General features: G+C 67.8%; 15 protein-coding genes. 10 read left to right on the top strand and 5 right to left on the bottom strand.

The features are described from left to right. The first annotated feature begins 243 nt into the window (after positions 1-243). Complete coding sequence (locus HDA45_RS38220) at positions 244-4,113, top strand: S8 family serine peptidase (RefSeq protein WP_343072250.1); 3,870 nt, start codon at positions 244-246, stop codon at positions 4,111-4,113. Here the strand turns inward: HDA45_RS38220 and HDA45_RS38225 are convergent. The 3 genes from HDA45_RS38225 to HDA45_RS38235 form a co-directional block, all read right to left on the bottom strand. After that, entirely contained in the window at positions 4,076-5,110 is a 1,035-nt protein-coding gene (locus HDA45_RS38225) for a helix-turn-helix domain-containing protein (protein WP_184903792.1), read from the bottom strand. The genes HDA45_RS38220 and HDA45_RS38225 overlap by 38 nt on opposite strands. Positions 5,111-5,390: 280 nt before the next feature. After that, positions 5,391-5,828, bottom strand: a complete 438-nt coding sequence (locus HDA45_RS38230; RefSeq protein WP_184903794.1) for a hypothetical protein — start codon at positions 5,826-5,828, stop codon at positions 5,391-5,393. Between the two features lie 52 nt (positions 5,829-5,880). Further along, positions 5,881-7,632: a CocE/NonD family hydrolase gene (locus HDA45_RS38235; protein WP_281400843.1), complete on the bottom strand. Its 1,752-nt coding sequence runs from the start codon at positions 7,630-7,632 to the stop codon at positions 5,881-5,883. Between the two features lie 208 nt (positions 7,633-7,840). Here HDA45_RS38235 and HDA45_RS43115 point away from each other — a divergent pair, with 208 nt between their 5' ends. The 4 genes from HDA45_RS43115 to HDA45_RS38255 all read left to right on the top strand — a co-directional run bounded on the left by HDA45_RS43115 (position 7,841) and on the right by HDA45_RS38255 (position 11,904). Next, positions 7,841-8,068, top strand: a complete 228-nt coding sequence (locus HDA45_RS43115; protein WP_184903798.1) for a hypothetical protein — start codon at positions 7,841-7,843, stop codon at positions 8,066-8,068. Between the two features lie 347 nt (positions 8,069-8,415). Then, positions 8,416-9,075: a Pvc16 family protein gene (locus HDA45_RS43120; RefSeq protein ID WP_184903800.1), complete on the top strand. Its 660-nt coding sequence runs from the start codon at positions 8,416-8,418 to the stop codon at positions 9,073-9,075. After that, positions 9,072-11,060 carry an ATP-binding protein gene (locus HDA45_RS38250; RefSeq protein WP_184903802.1) on the top strand — a complete coding sequence of 663 codons (1,989 nt, stop codon included), beginning with the start codon at positions 9,072-9,074 and terminating at the stop codon, positions 11,058-11,060. Before HDA45_RS43120 ends, HDA45_RS38250 begins: the two co-directional genes overlap by 4 nt. 112 nt (positions 11,061-11,172) lie before the next feature. Further along, positions 11,173-11,904: an eCIS core domain-containing protein gene (locus HDA45_RS38255; RefSeq protein ID WP_184903804.1), complete on the top strand. Its 732-nt coding sequence runs from the start codon at positions 11,173-11,175 to the stop codon at positions 11,902-11,904. Between the two features lie 69 nt (positions 11,905-11,973). Here HDA45_RS38255 and HDA45_RS38260 read toward each other — a convergent pair whose 3' ends face one another. Both HDA45_RS38260 and HDA45_RS38265 read right to left on the bottom strand, forming a co-directional pair. Further along, positions 11,974-12,471: a HEAT repeat domain-containing protein gene (locus HDA45_RS38260; protein WP_184903806.1), complete on the bottom strand. Its 498-nt coding sequence runs from the start codon at positions 12,469-12,471 to the stop codon at positions 11,974-11,976. Continuing rightward, positions 12,471-15,692: a phage tail protein gene (locus HDA45_RS38265; RefSeq protein WP_246480928.1), complete on the bottom strand. Its 3,222-nt coding sequence runs from the start codon at positions 15,690-15,692 to the stop codon at positions 12,471-12,473. Before HDA45_RS38265 ends, HDA45_RS38260 begins: the two co-directional genes overlap by 1 nt. 189 nt (positions 15,693-15,881) lie before the next feature. On the opposite strand from HDA45_RS38265, the gene HDA45_RS38270 reads away from it, so the two are divergent. The 5 genes from HDA45_RS38270 to HDA45_RS38290 all read left to right on the top strand — a co-directional run bounded on the left by HDA45_RS38270 (position 15,882) and on the right by HDA45_RS38290 (position 20,874). After that, positions 15,882-17,423 carry a phage tail sheath family protein gene (locus tag HDA45_RS38270; RefSeq protein WP_184903808.1) on the top strand — a complete coding sequence of 514 codons (1,542 nt, stop codon included), beginning with the start codon at positions 15,882-15,884 and terminating at the stop codon, positions 17,421-17,423. A 15-nt stretch (positions 17,424-17,438) separates the two neighbouring features. Continuing rightward, positions 17,439-17,882 carry a phage tail protein gene (locus HDA45_RS38275; RefSeq protein WP_184903810.1) on the top strand — a complete coding sequence of 148 codons (444 nt, stop codon included), beginning with the start codon at positions 17,439-17,441 and terminating at the stop codon, positions 17,880-17,882. A 4-nt stretch (positions 17,883-17,886) separates the two neighbouring features. Continuing rightward, complete coding sequence (locus HDA45_RS38280) at positions 17,887-18,327, top strand: hypothetical protein (RefSeq protein WP_184903812.1); 441 nt, start codon at positions 17,887-17,889, stop codon at positions 18,325-18,327. Beyond that, positions 18,324-18,482, top strand: a complete 159-nt coding sequence (locus tag HDA45_RS38285; RefSeq protein WP_016333592.1) for a DUF6760 family protein — start codon at positions 18,324-18,326, stop codon at positions 18,480-18,482. Before HDA45_RS38280 ends, HDA45_RS38285 begins: the two co-directional genes overlap by 4 nt. Positions 18,483-18,552: 70 nt before the next feature. Next, complete coding sequence (locus HDA45_RS38290) at positions 18,553-20,874, top strand: hypothetical protein (RefSeq protein WP_184903814.1); 2,322 nt, start codon at positions 18,553-18,555, stop codon at positions 20,872-20,874. The last annotated feature ends 10 nt before the right edge of the window (positions 20,875-20,884 follow it).

Consider the following 20,884-nt stretch of genomic DNA (forward strand, 5'->3'; position numbering starts at 1 on the left):
TGCCTCATCCTCGGGAAACTCCATCTTCGCGGCGGCCGTGCTCACGGCCGCTTCTCACTATCCGAGGAGAGTCACTTGACTAGACGCCCACGGCACCCGTTGGCGATTCTGGCTGCCTCCGCACTGGTCGCCCTGTCCCCGCTACCGGTAATCACGACCGCCGCGACCGCTGCCACCGCCGGATCCCCTCCCGTCGCCGGGAGACCTGACGTCCATCGCGTCACCTTGCTCACCGGTGACATCGTGACCTACGAAAGAGACGGCACCGGGCACGACAGCGCTCAAGTCGAACCGGCGGTGCGGCCGGACCGGCCGAGTCCGGCGTTCCAGATCACGAGTACCGTCGAAGGCCTGATGGTGTATCCGTCCGACGCGCTTCCGTTCGTGGGCAAGGGTTTGCTCGGCCGGGAGCTGTTCAACGTCACCGCGCTCGTCGGAGACCGGCGTGACGACGCGGCGAGCGCCACCATCCCGGTCATCGTGCGCTACGGCGATCGGTCGGCTCAGTCCGCGCAGTCTTTGGACGCGAAAGCGAAGACGCTCCCGCAGACCCAGCGACTCACCCCGCTCGTCACGGCCAACGGGGTGGGTGTGCAGGTCAGGAAAGCGGGCACGGCCGACTTCTGGCGTTCGCTCGTCGCGTTCGACCCGGGCGGGAAACCCGTTCTGAACCATGGGATCTCACAGGTCCGGCTGGACAGGAAGGTCCGGGTGGCGCTGGACAAGAGCACCGGCCAGGTCGGTGCTCCGTCCGCGTGGAGCGGTGGTTGGACCGGGAAGGGGAGCACGGTCGCGGTGGTGGACACCGGGATCGACGAGAAACATCCCGACCTGGCGGGCAAGACGATCACCTCGGCGGATTTCAGCGGAGACGGTGACGTCGTGGACCGCCATGGCCACGGCACCCACTGCGCGTCGATCGTCGCCGGCACCGGCGCGGCCTCGGGCGGTCGCTACAAGGGCGTGGCACCGGACGCGAAACTGGTGGTGGCCAAGGTTTTCGACGCTTCCGGCGAAGGTGACACCGCACAGGTGATGGCCGGGATCGACTGGGTCGTCGCCCAGGGCGCGAAGATCGTGAACCTCAGCTTGGGTGCCGGTGTGAGCGACGGAGCCGACCCCTTGAGCGAGCAGATCGACACGCTTTCCGCGAAGTCCGGCACGCTGTTCGTGGTCGCGGCCGGGAACTCCGGGCCGGGCGATCGAAGCGTCACGACGCCGGGAGCGGCGACGTCCGCGCTCACGGTCGGTGCGGTCGACAGGGACGACAAGATCGCGTGGTTCAGCAGCCGCGGCCCGCGGTTGCGGGACGCCGTGGTCAAACCGGAGATCACCGCACCGGGTGTCGGGATCGTCGCCGCACGGGCGGCGGACACGGCGATGGGCGAACCGGTGGACGACTCGTACACCGCGGCATCGGGCACTTCGATGGCGACGCCGCATGTCGCGGGCGCCGCGGCGATCCTGTTGCAGCAGCGGCCGGGGCTCACCTGGCAGGAACTGAAGAACACGCTCGTCACCACGGCCAAGGACGTCGGCCTTCGCTGGTACGAGCAGGGAGCCGGACTCCTCGACGTCGCACGGGCCGTCTCGCAGAAGGCGACCGGTACCGCTGTCGCGAGCTTCGGTCGTAACGAACGGACGACGAACAGCGCGGCGCAGGTCGTACGGCAGCTGTCCTACACCAACACCGGTGACCGGCCGCTGGCCTTGAACCTGAAGCTGGCCGTGCAGCCATGGGACGGCGGCGCCAAGCCGGGCACCGGGATGCGCCTGGCGAAAACGGATCTGTCGATCCCGCCGAAGTCCAGCACCACCGTCGACCTCGCCGTGAATCCGAGCGAAGGGGTGGCGGGCGTCTATGGCGGCGCAGTGGTGGCCACGACCGCGGACGGGGCCAACTCCGTGCGGACGGCCGTGAGCACTTACAACGCGGCCGAGTTGTTCCCGGTGACGATCCGGGTACGGGACTCGGCGGGCGGCCCGGCTCAGATCGCGTCGGCCCAGCTGATCGACGACGCGGCCGGTGCGGGCAACCGCAATGACCCGTTCCTCGACCAGGTCAGCCAGCAGATCGGCCTGGTCGACGGGGTCGGCCGGGTGCTCGTGCCCGCCGGCCGTTATTCGGCACTCGGCTGGGTGATGGAGCGTGGGCTGGCGGTGCGTCGCTGGTCGGCGATGAGCGCGACGCAGGTGTCTGTCACCGCCCCGGCCGAGATCACGCTGAACGCGGCGAGCGCCGTCCCGACGGGACTGGTCACACCCACACCGACCGACCTGCGGGACCGCACGGTGATGCTGCGGCGCGTGATCCCCGCGGGAGCGGGCGTGAACGGCTACGTCGGCGAAGCCGGGCTGACAGCGGGCGCGGGCTGGGATGTGCGCGTGACACCCGCGGAGGCCACCTCGGCGGGTGCGATCACGTTGCAGGACAGCGCGACGCTGGCCCAGACCGCGGTCGAGATGCGGGTCGTGGGCGGCAGTTCGCCCGTGGTGAATCCCGCGTACGACGTGCCGACGTTGACTGCGAAGTCTCCCGGTGAACGAACGCTGCCGGTCGTGTTCGGCGGCGCGGGGGGCTCGAGTGATCTCGCCGGTCTCGACGTGAAGGGAAAGGCCGTCCTGGCACGGATCCCGGTACCGTCCGGGTCGCCGGACCCGGTGAGCGCCGTCTCCACCGGCATCGCGAACGCGGTTCGCGCGGTGGCCGCCGCGGGTGGGGCGGCGTTGATCCCCTACGCCGGTTCACCGGGTTCGCTGAGCGTTCCGGGCCTGAGCAGTGCGGTGGTGCCGACCCTGTCCCTCGGCTGGGACGAAGGCGAGGCCCTGCGGACCGCGGGTGCGGTTTCGGTGCGGTTGCTGGTACGCGCGGCTCCGGACGTGATGTACAACCTCAGCTACCTCGACGGCAACGGGGTACCCAAGGATCTCGTCCGGCGTGTCGACCAGAAGTCGCTGGTCGCCTCGAAAGCCAGCTACCAGGCCGAAAAGCCGGGGCTGACCGGGCAGAAGACCTGGTACGCCTTCCCGACCGGCCTGTGGAAGACGCAGGCGGTGCAGGGGACGAAGATCCCGGTGCCGGGCACGTGGACCGAGTACACCGGCCCGGCGGACGATCGGCTGGTCTGGAAACGGGTGGTCACCCTGTCCGGCACCGACACCGCGGGCCGTCGCGCCGCGCTGAGCATGAACGCGCAGAACATCTACCGCGCGGGCGAGCGGTCGAGGCCGGACGAGTACTGGTTCCGCGCACCGATGCACAGCGGGACGGTCGAGCTGCCCTCCGACCATCCGGCACGTTACCCGGCGACGGCTCAGGGCTGGACGGTGCTGTGCTCGATGTGCCGCGGCGGCACGGATCCCGACCTGTTCGTCCCCGCGGTGCAGTGGATGGACGGCACGGCCGCCACCGGTTCCGGCGGGCACTTCACGAATCCCTACGAGAACGCGCGGTACTTCGCGGCGAGCACGGCACGGCTGTACCGGGACGGGATCGAGATCCCCCGGTCCAATATGGACGATCCGCTCGCGCTCGTCCCGGTGTTCCGGCTCGCGCCCACTCCCGCCACGTACCGGCTGGACGTGACCGACGTGATGCCCGGTCAGGCACAGATCGGCGCCCCGAGCGGAGTGCTGTTCCAGAACGCCCCGCGCACCGACACGTCGTGGACGTTCGCCTCGGCGCGGTCCGCCGCCGCGTCACCGCTCGGGTTCTCCTGCTATCAGTCGGGCACCGCGTGTTCGTTCCAGCCGCTCATCCAGCTGGACAACCGGCTGCCGCTGGATCTCGGCGGCCGCGCGCCGGCCGGACGCCCGTACACCTTCGACGTGTTCGCCGGCTCGCACAGCGGCGCGCGTGGCGGTGGTCCGGTGACGCAGCTGCGGCTCTCGTCGTCGACGGACGGCGGGCGCACCTGGACGGCGGCGACCGTCCGGCCGAACGGGAACGGCCTGTGGTCGGCGACGGTGGACCATCCGCGACTCGCGGCGACCGACGGCTTCGTCTGGCTGCGTTCGGACGCACGGGACAGCTCCGGTAACACCGTGACGCAGACGGTCCAGCGGGCCTATGCGCTCACGGACGTGGCGAAGGTGAACCCGCGCCTTCGCTGACGTCCTCCTCGCTCAGGGGTTGGGTCTCCGGCAAGGTGACCCAACCCCGGGTGGCGACCTGGAGCCCGGCCTGGAACCGGGTGGTCGCGCCGAGTGCGGTCATGAGATCGCGGAGGCGTCGCTGGAACGTGCGGTAGCTCATGCCGAGCTGCTTGGCGATGCTCCGGTCGGGCAGCCCGGTGGTGAGCAAGGCGAGCAGGCGGGCGTCGTCGAAGTGCGCGACGTCCGCTTGGTCGGCCGAACTGGGCAGACGCAGCGGAAGCCCGTTCTGCCAAAGGAAAGCGAAGACCGCGCTGAGCGCGTCGAGCAGCGCGCACGGATGGATCACCAGTGCCGTGTCGACCTCGGGGAGATCGGAACGCAGTGGTATCAGTCCGATTCGCTGGTCGACCACGATCATCTTCAGCGGGGCGGTGGTGACCACGCGGGCCTCCTCGCCGAGGGCGAGGCCCGCCTCGAGGTCGGACGACAGATCGTGCGATTCCAGCCCGCTGCGCTCGTAAACCCCGCGAAATCGCACACCCCGGCCGAGGAGTTCACGTTCGGCGGGGTGCAGCACACTCGGCGTTTGCGCGTAAGGTGGTTTGTCGACGAAGGAGACCTCCTCCTCGGCCGAGCGCAGCAACTGATCGGCCCGCTCGGCAATGAGCACGTTCCCGTGGATCACCTCGATCAGATCGACCGGACGTTTACCGGACGTCGCCCGGTACCGCTCGCGCAACCGGTCGGCGACCAGCCGCGCACTCACGAGTTCCTGTTCCTTCTGCCGGAGCATCGCCTCCAGCCCGATCTCCGGCCGCACCGCCGAATAGGCCTCCGCCGGGCCGGGAAGCTTGATGAGCAACCCTTTTTCGGTGAGCAGGCGCAGAACCCGGAGAAGCCGCTGCTTGGGCACCCCGGTTCGCTTCCGGATTTCGGCGAAGGTCATCGAGCCGGTGCCGGCGAAAGCATCGTAAACGTCGACGTCGATTTCACTCAAACCGATGATGTCCAGCAATTTCTTCCTCGCTGCGGGGCGCGGGCGCTTTCGCCCGACCCTACCGCTGGACTTCCGCGGGCAAAAGGGATCGCTGGGCTCAGGTCTGAGTTCCCAATGTCGCATTTGAGTCGCTGAGCGTCTCGAATGCGACATTGGGAACGTCCGCGGTGAGTCACGAGATCACTGTCGTTCGGCTCAGCACCTTGCTGCGGATGGGGGAGTCACCCGCCTCATGGACAACGAGCTGGCAGGCACGACCACGGTCCGTCCCGCCAAGACCGTCGGCGCGAGCTGACCGCTACTCGCCGATCGTGGATTCGAGGGAAACCCGTTTCTCCGAGTCGCTCGCGTAGGCGCCGGTGCATCGCAGACCGGAGTGATCGGGTACGGGCAGCCCGAGCTCTCCGCAGCGTGCGGCGACGGCCAACTGAGCGAGCAGCACGTCTCGATCCGCTTGCTCCCGAAGAAGAGGCGTCCGGCGCGTGATCTTGTCGTAGGTGGCTTTCAGGGCGTCGTACGCGGCGTTTCCCAACACCCCGGAGGCGACCGCTGTCGCCACCCATGCCGTGGTTTCGAGAAGGACCGCAGGAGTCGAAACCGGCTGGGAATAGCCGTCCCCCGGGGATTGACCGGCAAGCCACGACCCCCACAGGTCGCAGAATCCGTCGCTGTCAGGCTGACGCGCGCCGCACACCCCGCACAGAACGTCCTGTCCCTGATCTTCCTCGTTCCCCATGCGGTCACCCTGGCGAACCTGGCGCGCCGCGAAAGGATTCGTACCGTCAGGGTCACGTTTGCGCGGCGACGGGAATGGTGATGGAGGAGGGGTGGTCCGCCGTGCTCGAGATGGTGAGCGTGGTGGTGTCCCCGTTGGCGTCGGCGAGGAATTTGTCCTTGGTGTCCACGACGAGCCGCAGGAAACGTCCGGCGCGGACGAGGTAGTTGGTCAGCTGGAAGGGCACGTCGATCGTCACGGGCACGCCGGGTTCACGGTCCAGGACGGTGTACGCGGCGCTGGTGACGATACGGTCGAAGTTCTTGCTCGGGGGGATGGTGAAGGGTTCCGCGGTGGCGTCGAACAGATACGCGACGATGGTCGCGTCCTTGGTTTGGGGTGTCACCGTGAGCCGCAGCCGCACTTCACCGCTGATTCGCTGGTTGTCGCCGAATGGTGCGCAACTCCAGATCGCGGCGTTCTTCCGGGAGATGTTCCTGGTGCTGTAGCGGTAGAACTGGGCGAGGCGTTCGCTGATCCCTCGTTGTACCAAAGTGTCGGCTATCTCGGCCGAGGTCTCTTCGACCTGGAGGGTGTGGCTCCACGACTGTCCCGCGTCCTGGGTGTCGAGGCTGCCGTCGGCATCGGCACTGGGCGGGTGGAGGGTGAACCGCACCGGCGCGTTGGTGAAGTCCTCCCAGGTGCGGTAGCGCTGCGCGTCGGCGTAGGGGTAGGGCATCGTCTCAACGACGACGGGTTCGGTCTCCTGGTCGCCCTCGTCCCGCAGGTGCAGGTCGAACCAGTTCATGGCGGCGACGGTGGGCCTGCTGTACTCACCGGCGAGGCCGGTGCCTTCGGCGTTGCCGTGATCGCCGACCTGGACGATGAGCTTCTTGGAACCGGTGGTCAGGCCGTTGAACAGATCCACCACGGTGGTGTTCGAGAAAATCGTTTCGTGCCAGTAAGTGCAGAGCAGGATCGCCAGGTCCGGCCGGTTCAGCTCGTCGAGGAACTCGGGATGGATCGGCGAGCGCTTGTCGGCGAATTCCCGCAGTTGTTCGATCTCGACGTTGTCGGCGATGTTCTGGAAGACCTGCTCGGTTTCGGCGTTCAGCCTGCTCACTCCCGGCATCGGGTCCGGTTGCGGCTGGGGCGGGAAGGAGGGGATGGAGGGTGGGCTCGGCCAGGTCTGGAACAGGCCTCGGAGTGCCTGGAAGGCTTTGATGTGCCTGGTCTCGTTCTCGTAGAGCGATTTGAACAGATCGCCCCACGCGCTCATGGCGACGACCGCCTTCACCCGCTTGTCCTTGGCGGCGATCAGAAGGCTCTGGCCGGCTCCGTAGGAGGCGCCTGCCATGCCGACGCGACTCAGATCCGCTGCCTGGATGTGCTCCGAGACCCAGTCGATCACGGCCGTTCCATCCGCCTGATCACGCGGGCCCGCGACGTCGATCTTCCCGCCGGAGTGGGAGAGGCCGCGCTCGCTGTAGGCGACGACGACGTACCCTTTCGCCGCGAGGTTGGCCATGAAGCCTTTCTTGAGCAGGGGATGGAAAACGGCGTAGGCTCGCCAGCCGATCGGTGCCAGTGGCGCGGGCAGGACGATCAAAGGATATTCGGCGGTCTGGGCATTTTCCGGTAAGGCCACGCAAGCATCCAATTCCACAGGCCTTCCGGGAAATTCCGGATCCTCGGCGACTCCGATTTTGACAGGATGAAAAGAAACCGGGATATCAGCCGTGGGTATCGTGCCGAATACCGCATCGAAATCGGACAAGGCTTTTCCCTTCGCTCCGTCACACCCCGTCGAACCGGCGACTTCCATACTGGTCGGTGCTCGTCGCGACGGGCAAGGAACCGTTCGGGTGGCTTGTCCGTCAACGGTTCTGAGAGCGCGTTCGCAGATTGTGGAAACAATAATGGGCGCGGTTTCGTGACCGGCTGTTGGTGTGGTGAAGGGCCCTTTCGTCTCTTCGGATGAGGCGAAGGGCCCCTTCGGCCCCTCTTGTTGTGCGTCGTGGGTGGTGAGTTGCGTGTTCTCTCAGTGGACGATGCCCCCGATGTGGCATTGGGGCCACCTTTCGAGGAGCCCGGTCGCCCTGGCGGAGTCCACTGTGGACGACCGGCGGCGTGGGACCCCGGCTGGCCGCGGAACTTTCGGAACGCCTGGGAAACTCGGTCAGGCACTGGGCGCCGGCGACCTGGAAGTGGTCGGCCTCCTGGGTGTCCGCCCGACCGCCGGCTCGACGCCGCGCTGGTGAGCGCGGCCGGCAGGCCACTGCGCCGCCAGACCGCGGACCTGGAACCCGATCGGTCCCTTCAAGATGCCCACCACGGCCACCCCCGCCTCCCCGGTGTCGCGAAAGCCACTTTCGGGACGTCAGACGTCCCGAAAGTGGCTTTCGCGACACCCGAAGCCGACGCGCCGGTCCGCGGCAACCCAGTGCCGGTGGGACTTCGGCGACCAAGCGCGGGTGCGCCTCGAGGACTCACGTGCGCGTTTGCCCGTACGGGCAGCCCGGCGTACCCGAAGGTCTGCCGCTGTGCGGCTGGCCGGACGGCGCCGCCGCGATCATCGTGGGAAGACCGCCGTCCGGGGAGGTCCGCAGTGATCCATGAGGTCGACGAGGCGTTACGGCGTTTGGTGCGGGATGTGGCCCGGCGCGGCAGCGAGATCGAGGTCGCGTTCGATGCGCCCACCAAGGAGTGGGCGTCGCGGCGCAACGCTCCCGCGGTGAACGTCTACCTCTACGACGTGCGTGAGGATCTACGACGCCGCTCACGGGGCCTGCTCAATGAGTACGACCCGCTCGGCAAGGTCGCCGCGAGGCACCTTCCGCCCCGGCACATCAAGCTGTCGTACCTGGTCACCGCGTGGACGCAGCGGCCGGAAGACGAGCATCGCGTGCTGTCGGACCTGTTGCTCGGCCTGCTCGCCTACGACGCAGTCCCGGAGTCGGTGCTCACCGGGTCACTGGCCGAGATGGGACTGCCGGTGCCGATGACCGTCGCGTTGCCGCCGCCGGAGGACCGTGCGTTCGCCGACGTCTGGACCGCTTTGGGCGGCGAGCTGAAACCGTCGCTGGACGTCGTCGTCTCCGCTCCGGTCCACAGTGGACGGGTGTACCCGGCTGAGAAACCGCCGAAGGAAGGCTTGAAGCTCGACACCCGCGATAGCGAGCTGATCGGGCACCATGTGGCGGAGAGCGGTGCGGTCGAAGGGCAACGACGGGTCGCGATGGCGCGCACCCACCGGAAGCCCCGATGAGCCTGGAGTACCTGTTCGAGCGGCTGGCCCGGCTCGAACAGCGGATCCGCGACGCGGTGGAGAGCCGCCGGGCCGCCGACCCGAACCCCGACGACCCCTTCCGTGGGCTGTACCTGTCGAACGAGACGATCGACGCGCTGTTGGAGGGCCACCGCGAGCCGTTCCCGCCGTTCACGGACTCCGTGCCGGACGGCCGCCTGCACCCGTTGGCGCAGCGCGTGGGACTCACCGGTGTCGACATCGAACTGCTGCTGGTCGCGCTCGCGCCCGACCTCGACAGCCGGTTCGAGCAGTTTTACGGCTACCTCAACGACGACGTGACCCGCCGCCGGGCGACGGCGGGGCTGGCCTTGCGCCTGTGCGGCGTCTCCGAAGCGTCGGCCGCCGGCCGGGCGCGGCTCGATGCCGACGCTCCACTGATCACTTGTGGCCTGCTCACCATGGAGGACGAGGAACGCCCCTTCCTGTCACGCACGCTTCGTGTGCCCGACAGGGTGGTGAACCACCTGCTGGGCGACGATCGGCTCGCCCCGGAGCTCGCCGGGTGCGCCCGCCTCGGCACGAGGGTCACCGACGTGGCCGGTACCGATCGGCTCGCCCGCGCGATCAGAGGACAGGTCGGGTTGGTCTACTTGAAGGAGCATCCCGGTGGAGGTGCCGAAGAACTCGGTGTCGCGGCACTGACCGGTGCCGGCTTTCCCGCGCTGGTGGTCGATGCGGCTCGGTGGCAGGCGGAATCCGGACAGGGCGAGCTCATCGGTTCACTCGTGCGGGAGGCGTTGCTGCGTGGCGCGGGGTTGGTGCTGGGCCCTGTCGATGACTGGCCGCGCCTGGAGAAGCTCGCTCATCCGGCCGTCCCGCTGATCGTGCACGGCACCGGGGCCTGGGATCCGCGGTGGAGCGCGATCCCGCCGTTGCAGCTCGACGCTCTTCCCCTGTCCGTGGCCGGCCGGGTGGCTCTTTGGCGCAGCCATCTCGACGGTGGGCTCGCTCCGGATGTCGATCCGGGGGAGGCGACCGCGCATTTCGTACTGGGGCCGGGGCAGATCGCCCGCGCGGCGAAGGCGGCGTCGGTGACGGCGCTGGCCGACGGTGGACCGGTGCGGACGTCGCATCTGCGCGCGGGCGCGCGGAGCCAGAACGCGGCAGGTCTGCAGCGGCTCGCCCGTCGGATCGAACCCGCGGTCGGCTGGAGCGACCTCGTGCTGCCCGCGGGCGTCCTGTCCCTTTTGGACGAACTGGCCGCGCGGGCACGCTACCGGGACCAGGTGCTCGACGAGTGGCGGATGCGGCCCGGCGGCGGCCGGGGCCGGGGTGTGACGGGGCTCTTCGCCGGGGATTCGGGGACGGGCAAGACGATGTCCGCCGAGGTCATCGCCGCCTCGCTGGGGCTGGATCTCTACACCGTGAACCTGGCGACAGTGGTCGACAAGTACGTCGGCGAGACGGAGAAGAACCTGGAACGGATCTTCACCGAGGCCGCCGGTGTCAACGGAGTGTTGCTGTTCGACGAGGCGGACGCGATCTTCGGCAAGCGGTCCGAGGTTCGTGACGCACACGACCGGTACGCGAACATCGAAAGCGCGTACCTGCTGCAGCGGATGGAGACCTTCGACGGCATCGCGGTGCTGGCCACCAACCTGCGAGCGAACCTCGACGAGGCGTTCACCCGGCGGCTGGACGTGATCGTGGACTTCCCGTTGCCGGATGTGGAGTTGCGCCGCCAGCTGTGGGACCGCTGCCTCGGCGCTCGAATGCCCAGGGCCGGTGACCTGGACCTGGGCTTTCTGGCCGAAGCGTTCGAACTCGCCGGAGGACACATCCGCTCGGCCGCGGTGACCGGCGCGTATCTGGCCGCCGAGGCGGGCCGACCGGTGGCGATGACGGATCTGGTCGGCGCGGTCGCGCGGGAGTATCGCAAGCTGGGCAGACTCTGCCTGGACCGCGAGTTCGGCCCGTACTTGGCGATGGTGACCGAAGGCTGACCTGCCCGTTCGGGCAGCGGATGTCGCCCTTCCGCCCGCGCACGACAGCCTGGCGCGCGGCGCGGCGGCGGCGCAAGCTGAACAGGCGGCGTAGCGACCGAGGGAGCGGACCATGCGCGGGCAAAGTCACGACAACGATCTCGAACCGAGCCTGCGGCCGAAGGGCGACCGTGTCGACCGGGACGAGGGCGGTCTGATGGGCCGCGCCGCCGCGGCCGGGCGCACCGACGTCCTCGGCCCCGCGGGCATGCTGGATCTGCAGCGCGCGGTGGGAAACGCCGGAGTGAGCACCCTGGTCGAAGAAGAACGTTCGCCGGTACACGACGTGGTCACTTCAGGGGGCGCGCCTTTGGGCGCCTCGACGCGCACGGACATGGAGGGCCGCTTCGGGCACGACTTCGGCGACGTCCGGGTGCACACCGATGGCGCCGCGCACGATTCGGCGAAGTCCGTCAACGCGCAGGCTTACACGGTGGGTTCGAACATCGTGTTCCAGCGGGACAAGTACGACCCTGGCTCGGATTCCGGCAAACACATGCTCGCGCACGAGCTGACCCATGTCGTCCAGCAGCGCAGTGGCCCGGTCGAGGGCACGGACGCGGGTGGAGGCGTGAAGGTTTCGGATCCCTCGGATCGGTTCGAGCGCGAGGCCGTCGCGAACGCGGACCGGTTGATGTCGACGCCTGCCCCGGCTGCCGCCGGACCCGCGGTTCAGCGGTGTGCGGACGACGGTGAGGCGCACGTCCAGCGCGAAGAAGCTCCTGAGGCCGAGGAAGGCGCGGAAGAAAAGATGGCGCAGACGTACGTGCAACGCGAGGAAGAGACCGAAGGCGAAGAGGCCTAGCAGCACTCTGTGATCGGGTTACCAGTTGCCGGGTGCGGCTGTTGGCGATGCGGCTCCGGTCGGCCACGTTCAGGTGTTCTGTTTGAGCAGGCGCTGCCACCGAGCACGTTCACTGGGCCGTAAAATCGACAATGATTCCTCTGCGGCTTGCTGGACGAGGGCATCTTCACTCGCCAAGAGGGTGATCAGCGCATCGACCGAGCGCCCGGAGTCGTACCAGCGGAGCTGTTTCGCGGCGTACCACCGGGGTGAGCGGGTCTGCCGTGTGCGGCCGGCCTCGTGGAGTAGCGCCTCGTGGATCCGCGGGTCACGATAGGACTCCAGGGCTTTGAGCGCATGCATCACGACGGTTTCGGCCGAGTCCTGTTCGACGAACCTGAGCAGTAAGGGGATGGCGCGCGGGTCGTCGATCTCGCCGAGTCCGTAGGCTGCCGTTTCGCGCACTTCGGCGTCGGGATCGCCGGTCGAGGCCGAGAGGAGGTCGAACAGTTCGGGACCGGCCTTCTCGATCGCCTCGTCCAGTCGTTCCTCTCGGAGGATCGCGTCCTGGTCGCGTGAGGTGCGCATCATTTCGCTCGCTTGAGGTACTCGGCGGGAACTCGGCCTTCGATGAGAACTTCGTGGTTCTTGATCATAATCGCCCTGACATCACCTGCCAACTTGCGAATTTTGGGCTTGGCCTTGAGTATCTCGGCTTGGACCGCGTCCGGGGTCAGGATACGGATGACACCTTCCTTCTCCAGTTCCTTCAGAGCGTCCCACGCGGCCTTCGCGATGTTGTTCTTCTTGGTGAACTTCGCGGCACCGCCCTCTTTGTTTCCGATTATCTCGGAGAATGATACATAGCGGCTTGTCATTCCGGGTCGCTTCTCCCGAACGTGTGCCCACGGAGTTTGCACGTCAGCTTCGTCCGCTTGCTCGCTGTCAAGCGGGAAGCCGAAGTCATCCCCCTCCCGCCATTCGTCGTCCCCTCGGAAGAGGAATCTTCGTCCGCTGGACTCCTCGCTGGCTTTGGCGACTTCCTCGGCAAGCTTGATCGGCTCGTCCGACTCGACCTTGGCTTCGCCGACCTTTTCTTCAGGACTCGCGGTCGCCATCACCAGGAAGTGGCCTGGTTGATTCTGGTCAGGTACTGCGGAGAGAGTCTTGAGACCTTCGGGACGAAGTGTGCGAAGGATCTTTTCGGTTACTGCACGCAGGTCGTTCCGATCGCGGAACTTGGCGGCGGTCGGCCCCGTGAGCATGTCGTGAGCCTTCTTCTTCACTGCACGGCTACGCTCGTCGTCGGCGCCACCCCTCTTGCCCTTCAGCTTCGACCAGATCTTCTTCCCGGCCTTGACGATCGTGCCGATCACCGTGTCGATCACCTTGCCGACCGGAGCCTGGACCTTCTCCAGGATCGACTTGATCTTCTCCGAGATCCCGCCCAGCCCGAGCAGGCTCGCCAGGAACCCGAGCACCATCGGCAACGCCTTCGCGAGGGTCCGCTCGATCAGTCCCGCCACCGCGCCCGCCCCGCCACGGGCGATCGACTCGACCGAGTCCAGGACCGACGAGACGAACTCCTTGATCTGGGCGGCCTTGTCCACGAAGAACATCACGATGTCGTAGATCGCCTTGCAGGCCTTGATGAACGCGGCCGCCGGGTTGAGCATCGAGATGATCCAGGTGATACCCGCCTTGACGATCTTCTCGATCACGAATTCCTTGATCTGGCCGAGCACCATCTCCTTGAGGTCGCCCAGCTTCTCGATCACCCAGCGCCAGAGCCCCGGTACGCCTTCGGTGATCAGGATCTTGACCACCTCGAACGTCTGCTCCAGCTTGGCGAGCACGGGTTCCGGGATGAAGCGGAGAATCCGCGCGCGGACACTCGCCCAGGTGAGCCCGAGGATCGACATGATCATCTTCAGGATGCCCTTGGCGTCCAGTGTCTCCGGGATCTCGATGCCCGCACTGGCCAGGTTGCCGAGCAACCAGGCCTTCAGGCCGTCCTTGAGGTGCTGCACGATGTTCGCGCCGAAGTTCATGACGCCGGTCTTGACCGCGTTGACCAGGTTGCCGAGGAACTCGATCGGTTTGGCGATGATCAGGCCGATCGCGTTCGCCGCCCGCGACAGCACGCTCAGCAGCATGTCCTTCAGCTTGAGGACCGTCTCGATAGCGCCGCCGATCGCCTCCTTCGCCTTGTCCCACAGACCTTTGTTCTCCGCTTGCAGCGCCTTGATCTCTTCGTCGACGGCGTTGCGGGCTTCGCTGTACTTCTGTGCCAGATCCTCGACCAGCGACTGCTGTTTCTCGTCGACGGACTTCTCGAGGTCGTCGAACTGGCCGCCGAACTCCTTGGCGGCCTCGCCCGCGATCTTGCGCAGGGCGGGGGACTGGGAGTCGACCTTCTGCCGGACTCGCTCGCGGCCTTCGGCGATCAGCCTTTTCGCTTCACTCAGCTGCTGGCCGACGAAATCGGCGATGTCGCCGATGACGCCCTGCATCTTCGACTCGTAGACCTTCTTGGCCTCGAGGAAGAGGTTGTTCGCCTCGGCGGGCAGGCCGGCGAACAGATCGTAGGTCCAGCGGGCCGCGCCGGTGACGCCGTCGTAGCGTTCGTCTTTGTACTTCTTCATCCGGGCCTGGTGGTCGGCGGTGAACGCGGCCTTCGCCGCGGCCTCGCCGGTCTCGAACCGCTTGGCCACCTGGTCGTCGAGTGCGCCGAGGACCCCCTCGACCTTTGTCTTGGTCTCCTCGAAGATCGCCTTGATCTCCGCGGTGATCCGGGCCCGGTCCTGCTCGTCCTTGGCTTTCGTGGCCGATTTCGCTGACTGACCGCGTTGCCCGGCGGACGATCGCGCGCCGGTCATTCCCGCCATCGCGGCCTGTCCGGACGCCTGCGCCGCGCCCGTGACGGCCGCCAACTGGCCCGCCTCCGACTCGCGAACCGCCGCAGGTGCCGACGCTGTGTGCCGCTCGCCTTCCTGCTTGGCCGCGAGCGCTCCGGTGAACTCGGGCTCGTTGGACTGCGCCAGCTGCTGGTCGGTGACTCCGGCCTCGGCCATTTTGCCGTGGGTTTCACACTGGTCGGCGCGCAGGTCGGTCTGGCCGGGCGGGGCCTTGTCCGGCGTGGCTTTGCGTGCGTCCGGTGGGGACAACGCGGGCGGCGGCGGGGTCTCCGGTAGCGGTTTCACCGGCTTTTCGGTGGCCCTGCTGGTATCCGGCGCTTCTTTGGTGCGGTCGGTGACGTCCTTGGCGGAAGCGTCCTTGCCGCTGGTGACCTTGCCCATCACTTCGGACTTGATCTGGTCCGCCTTGCCCGAGGAGGCGAACTTGTCGGCTTCGTCGAGATTCCGCGGCGCCTGTTTGGCGACGGCGGCGTTGACCGCGGCGACGAAGGCGGCCTTGTCGAACCCGGCCGGTTTGGCGGCGGCCATCTTGTCCGCCTGTGACGCTTTGGCTTGGGCCTCCTTGTCGTCGGCGGGCGCGACCGAAGCGTCCTGCGCCTTCTTGACCTCCGCGCCGGCGGGCGGATGCGCCTTGGCCGTTTTCGCCTGTCCGCTGACGTCTCTCTTGAGCGAACCGAACTTCGGGTCCGATGCGGGCGTCACCCCGGCGGGCGCGACCGGGGGAGCGGGGCAGGCGCTGCGCTGCAAACCGACGAGGCGGGTCACCGCCGCGTTGCCCGCTGAGGCCTGTAGCCGCAGCAGCGCCGGCGGGGTGGCGCGACGCGCAGGCTTGACCGGCCGCGCGGGTTCCGCGGCCGGGGCCTGTGCCACCTTGTCCCGGCTCACCGGCATGCCTTCACTGTCGGCTTCGCCGGGCCGATTGCCAACAGCCGGACGGGCGGGCACGGCTGCCCGAACGGGCAGCTGCCTCTTCGGGCAGAGATTGGTTCCCGCCGATCTATCCGCTTGGTCGTTTCGTCTCGGACGGACAGTCAGGAACATCGCCGACGACAGAGAGTGCGCCGACAAGGGGAGGCACGCATGCCCACCTATCTCACGCCGGGTGTGTACGTCGAGGAAATCGAGGCGGGCGCCCGGCCGATCGAGGGTGTGGGCACCGCCGTGGCCGCCTTCGTCGGTTTCGCGGCGGACGGTCCCTTCAACACGCCGACCCTGGTGTCCAACTGGACCCAGTTCACCCAGACCTTCGGTGACTTCGTCGAAGGCTGCTATCTGGCCCAGTCGGTCTACGGCTATTTCCTCAACGGTGGTGCCAACTGCTACATCGTCCGCATCGGCGGCCCGCGGGGTCAGGACAACGGCGCGGCGCCGAAGGAGCCGACGCGCCAGGCGGTGCTCGGTGGCTACCGTTTCGTCGCGAGGGAGCTCCCGGCCGGTGGACAGGCGAGTGAGCTCACTGTCGAGGTCACGGAACCGTCCGGTGAGAACCCCGGCGACGACAGGTTCACCGTGCTCGTCAAAAAGGACGGCAAGGTCGTCGAGACCCACAACGTGACCACCAAGCGCACCAAGGAAAACGTCGTCACCCTGGTACGCGAGAAGTCCAGCTTCATCACGATCGAAGAGCTCGCGACCGGCGGCGCGGTGGCGAAGCCGGACCGTGGCACCGCCGTGCTCACCGAGCCGCCGCAGCCACCGCCCGTCCCGCGTCGCATCGCGGCGGACGACTACGTCGGTGACGTCGCCGATCGCACCGGTTTCGGCGGCTTGGAGGCGATCGACGAGATCACCATGGTCGCGGTGCCGGACCTGATGGCCGCCCACCAGCGCGACCTGATCGACCTCGACGGGGTCAAAGCCGTCCAGCTGGCGATGATCGCGCACTGCGAGCTGATGGGGGACCGGATGGCGATCGTCGATCCGCCGCCCGCGCTCAATCCGCAGGAGATCCGCTCTTGGCGGATGGACCAAGCCGGGTACGACTCGAAGTACGCGGCGTTGTACTACCCGTGGGTGCAGGTGCTCGACGCCGCCAGCGGGACCAATACGTACGTGCCGCCGAGCGGATACATGGCGGGGGTGTGGGCGCGCACCGACGCGACTCGCGGTGTCCACAAAGCACCGGCGAACGAAGTCGTCCGCGGCGTGCTGGCGCTGGAGACGCATCTGACCAAGGCGGAGCAGGAGCTGCTCAACCCGATCGGCGTGAACTGCGTGCGCTCTTTCGCGGGCAAGGGCATCCGGATCTGGGGAGCGCGGACGTTGTCGAGCGACCCGGCGTGGCGCTACCTCAATGTGCGACGGCTGTTCAACTACCTCGAGGAATCGATCCTCAACGGCACCCAGTGGGTCGTGTTCGAGCCGAACGACGACGCGTTGTGGGCCCGCATCCGGCGCACGATCAGCGCCTTCCTGGTGATGGAGTGGCGCAAGGGCGCACTGTTCGGCCTCACGCCCGACGAGGCCTTCTTCGTGAAGTGCGACCGGGAGACCAACCCGGCCGAGGGGATCGACCTCGGCCAGGTGATCTGCGAAGTGGGCATCGCGCCGGTGAAACCGGCGGAGTTCGTGATCTTCCGGCTGGCCCAGATGTCCGGCGGCACCAGCCTGGTCAACGAATAGTGAAAGGGCTCCGAAATGGCACTTCCCGATCTTGACAAGGCCGTCGGCCACTCCTTCGGGCTCGAGATCGACGGCGTCCAGATCAAGCAGATCTCCGAGGTCTCCGGACTGAAGATGGAGCAGGACGTCATCGAGCTCAAGCAGAACACCGCGGACGGCAAGTACGTCATCAAGAAGCTCCCCGGTCGCCCGAAGGCAGGCGAGGTGACGCTGACCCGCGGTCTGACCGACGACAGCAGCTTCGAGAAGTGGGTCAAGGACGCGCACTTCGGCAAAATGGGTTCCGCTCGCAAAGGCGGCGCGATCATCGTCTACGACTACGAAGGCACCGCGCTGAAGCGCTACAAGCTCACCAACGCGTGGCCGAAGAGCCTCGAGATCGGTTCGCTGAAGGCGGGCGACACCAGCGTGCTCACCGAGAAGCTCGTGATCACCTACGAGCAGATGGAAGTCGAGTGAGCCCATGCGCAGGGTGATGGCGTCGCCACCGGTCGAGGAAGCCCCTGTCATGCCGGAGGGGCAGGCTCGGCCGAAGCTGCGGACCGAGTTCGCGTTCGAACTCCCGCGCGGGTACGTCGACGACGCGGGAAAGGTGCACCACTCCGGGGTGATGCGGCTGGCGACCGCGCGGGACGAGCTCGTCCCGCTGCGGGACGACCGGGTCCGTGAGAACGCGGCCTTCCTCACGGTGGTGCTGCTGGCGCGCGTGATCACCCGGATCGGCGACGTCACCGATGTGCACGCCGGAGTCATCGAGAACCTGTTCGCTTCGGATCTGGCATTCCTGCAGGACATGTACCGGCGGATCAACAGCGAAGGCCATACGCGGGCGGGTGTCGCCTGCCCGGAGTGCGGCCACGGGTTCGTCGTCGACGTGGCCGGTGGCCGCCTGGGGGAATCGTGACGTACGCGGCCGGACGGCTGCACGAGGAAGTCGCGTACGTCGCCTATCACCTGCACTGGTCGCTCGACGACATTCTCGACCTCGAACACCACGACCGGTTGACCTACGTCGCCGAGATCGCCCGGATCAACACTCGGATGAGCGAGGGACGGTGACGCTTCGATGTGGACGTGGCGCAGGAAGGAGCCGGGCTCGCCCTCGGAATCGTCGGCACCGGGACCGGCCGTGCTGCCGTCGATCCGTGCCGAATGGCGAAGCCTCCCGCCGATCCAGCGCGTCGTTGCCGAGCATCCGCTGATCAACCCGGTGCAGCGGTTCAGTTCCTCGCTGACGTCCTGGCGGAGCCCGGCCTACCTGGAACCGCTGGGCCATCGGGTCGGCCCGGCGGAGCCCGCGGGCGTCATCGATGGTCTCGCGCGGCCGCGGACCACCGAGGGGCGCGCGCCGGACATGCCTGTGGTGCAGCGGTCGGTCCGCAAACGTGGCGTGCTGTCACGTCTCTGGGGGATGTCGGTGCAGCGCGCTGCCGAACCGGATAGCCCGGTGTTCGAAAGCCCTGCCCCCGAACCGGACTCCGCCTCCGCGCAGCCGTTGCCAGATGTGCGGCCGCATGAAGAGCCGTTGCCGGACGAGCCGGGGCCGGTTTTCGAGCCGACGGCCACGGTCGTGCTACCGGCCGTCGCGGCCGCGTCGCGTGAAGCCGACCCGCCGCCGATGCCGTTGACGTCCGCCGGCCCGTCGGCGGTGTCGGTGCGCCCGCCGGTGAGGACGGTCCAAGCGATCCGGGCGGAAACCCCGAGTGCTCCGCTCCACACGCCGATTCCCGCGGTCGAACCGTCCCGTGTGGACACTCCGGTGTCTGTCGAACTGCCACCGACCGAGACTTCCGAACCCGACCGTGGCCCGATCGTGCCGATGCCCGCCCCGATGGCGCCTGCCCCGAGGGCGTCGGAGCCCGAGCTGGCCGAAGCCGAGCCGCTCGAGACCGTGCCGGTCCGGACTCCGGAGCCGCTTCCTGCGGAGCCGCCTGCCGAACCACCTGCCTCGGAGGTGGTTCGGCAGGCGGTCGAACCGTCACGGCCCGCGCTCCCGGTCGTTCAGCGGACCGAACAGAGCGAGGCGTCCCCACGGCGGCTGGGACTCGGCGCACCGATCCTGCCGGACTCGGTCCATTCCCAGGCTTCGGTTCCACTGGTTGCAGCGGCTGACGCGCCCTCACCAGCGGTCGAAGACAGTGTTGCCGAGGTGGACGCGCCCTTGGCGGGCGCCGTCGAACCCTCGGTGCTCCCCACATCTCCGGCCGAGGAGAACTCCGTCGCGGCGCCGGACGAGGTTCCGCGGCCGGTGGCCCGGATCGTGGCGGGCGAGGAGCGGATGCCTCCGGCCGCATCAGTTTCGGCCACGTCAAGGGAGACACCGACGGCCGTCCAGCGAACGGTCATCGAACCGGCTCCGGAACTTCCGACGCCGAAACACCAGGACGTTCCGCGGTCCGGGACTCCGGTTCAGAAGCCGGTGCAGCGCCTGCGTGACGAAGCACCGTCACCAGGCTCGCGCCACATCGGATCACCAAGGGAGCCGGTGGAGACACGCGAGAACGCACCGGACGCGCGGATCTCGGTCTCCCGGGCTGTCGAACCGCCACCGAACCTCCCGACGGTGACCTTGTCACGGTCTTCACCCGGCAACACCTTCCGCCCGCTCGAACCACCGCAGATTCGTTCCGGGACAACAGAAATCTCAGAGCCGCCTGCGACACCGGGCGGCTCGGTGAACGTGCCACCGGCCTCGACGACCTCGACGTCACTGCTGCCGGTGGCACGATTCGTCGATGCCGCGGTCGTGGCATCGCCCGTACCGGCGGCGGTGACCCTGCCCGTGTCCCGCGTGATCGAGGCTCCTGCGCGGATCACGAGCCTGCTGCCGTCTGCCGGCGTCGCGGACGGCTCGACACCGACGACGATCCAGCGCACCCGCGAGCCGGTCACGTTGTCGCCGGTCATCCAACGGAAGGAAACCGGTGCCGTCCACCTGCCGCCGACGGTGCTTCCAGCCGCGAGAAGCGCCGATAGCGTCGAACCGGCGCCAAACCCGCCCAAGCCGAACACCAGCACCCTTGTGAGCAGTGAGAGAACCGGACTCACCGAGCTGTTACCGGTGGCGAGGATCGCCGAGGCCGTGCCTGCCGGTGTGCACAGCCGACAATCCACACGGGACGTTCTCCGGACCGTTCAGCGCACTGTGCCGAGTGAGACCGTCGATCACGGCGATGGCCTGGTGCTCAACCTGCCACCCGTCGTCACGTCGCGACAGGCCGAGGCCCCGGTCGTGCAGCGCGAGCCTGAAGCGGCACCGCCGTCGCCCGTCGCACCGCCGGTCGCGGAGCCGGTGCCCAAGACTCAGGCTCCGGCTCCGGCGGCACCGGCCGCGCAACCGGAGACCGAGGAACTCGTCAAGAAGCTTTTCGACCCGCTGCTCCGGCGGCTGAAGACCGAGCTCCGCCTCGACCGTGAGCGCCGTGGCGCGCTCACCGATCGCCCGCACTGAAGGAGAAGCC

The sequence above is a fragment of the Amycolatopsis umgeniensis genome (assembly GCF_014205155.1).
Taxonomy (GTDB): Bacteria; Actinomycetota; Actinomycetes; order Mycobacteriales; family Pseudonocardiaceae; genus Amycolatopsis; species Amycolatopsis umgeniensis.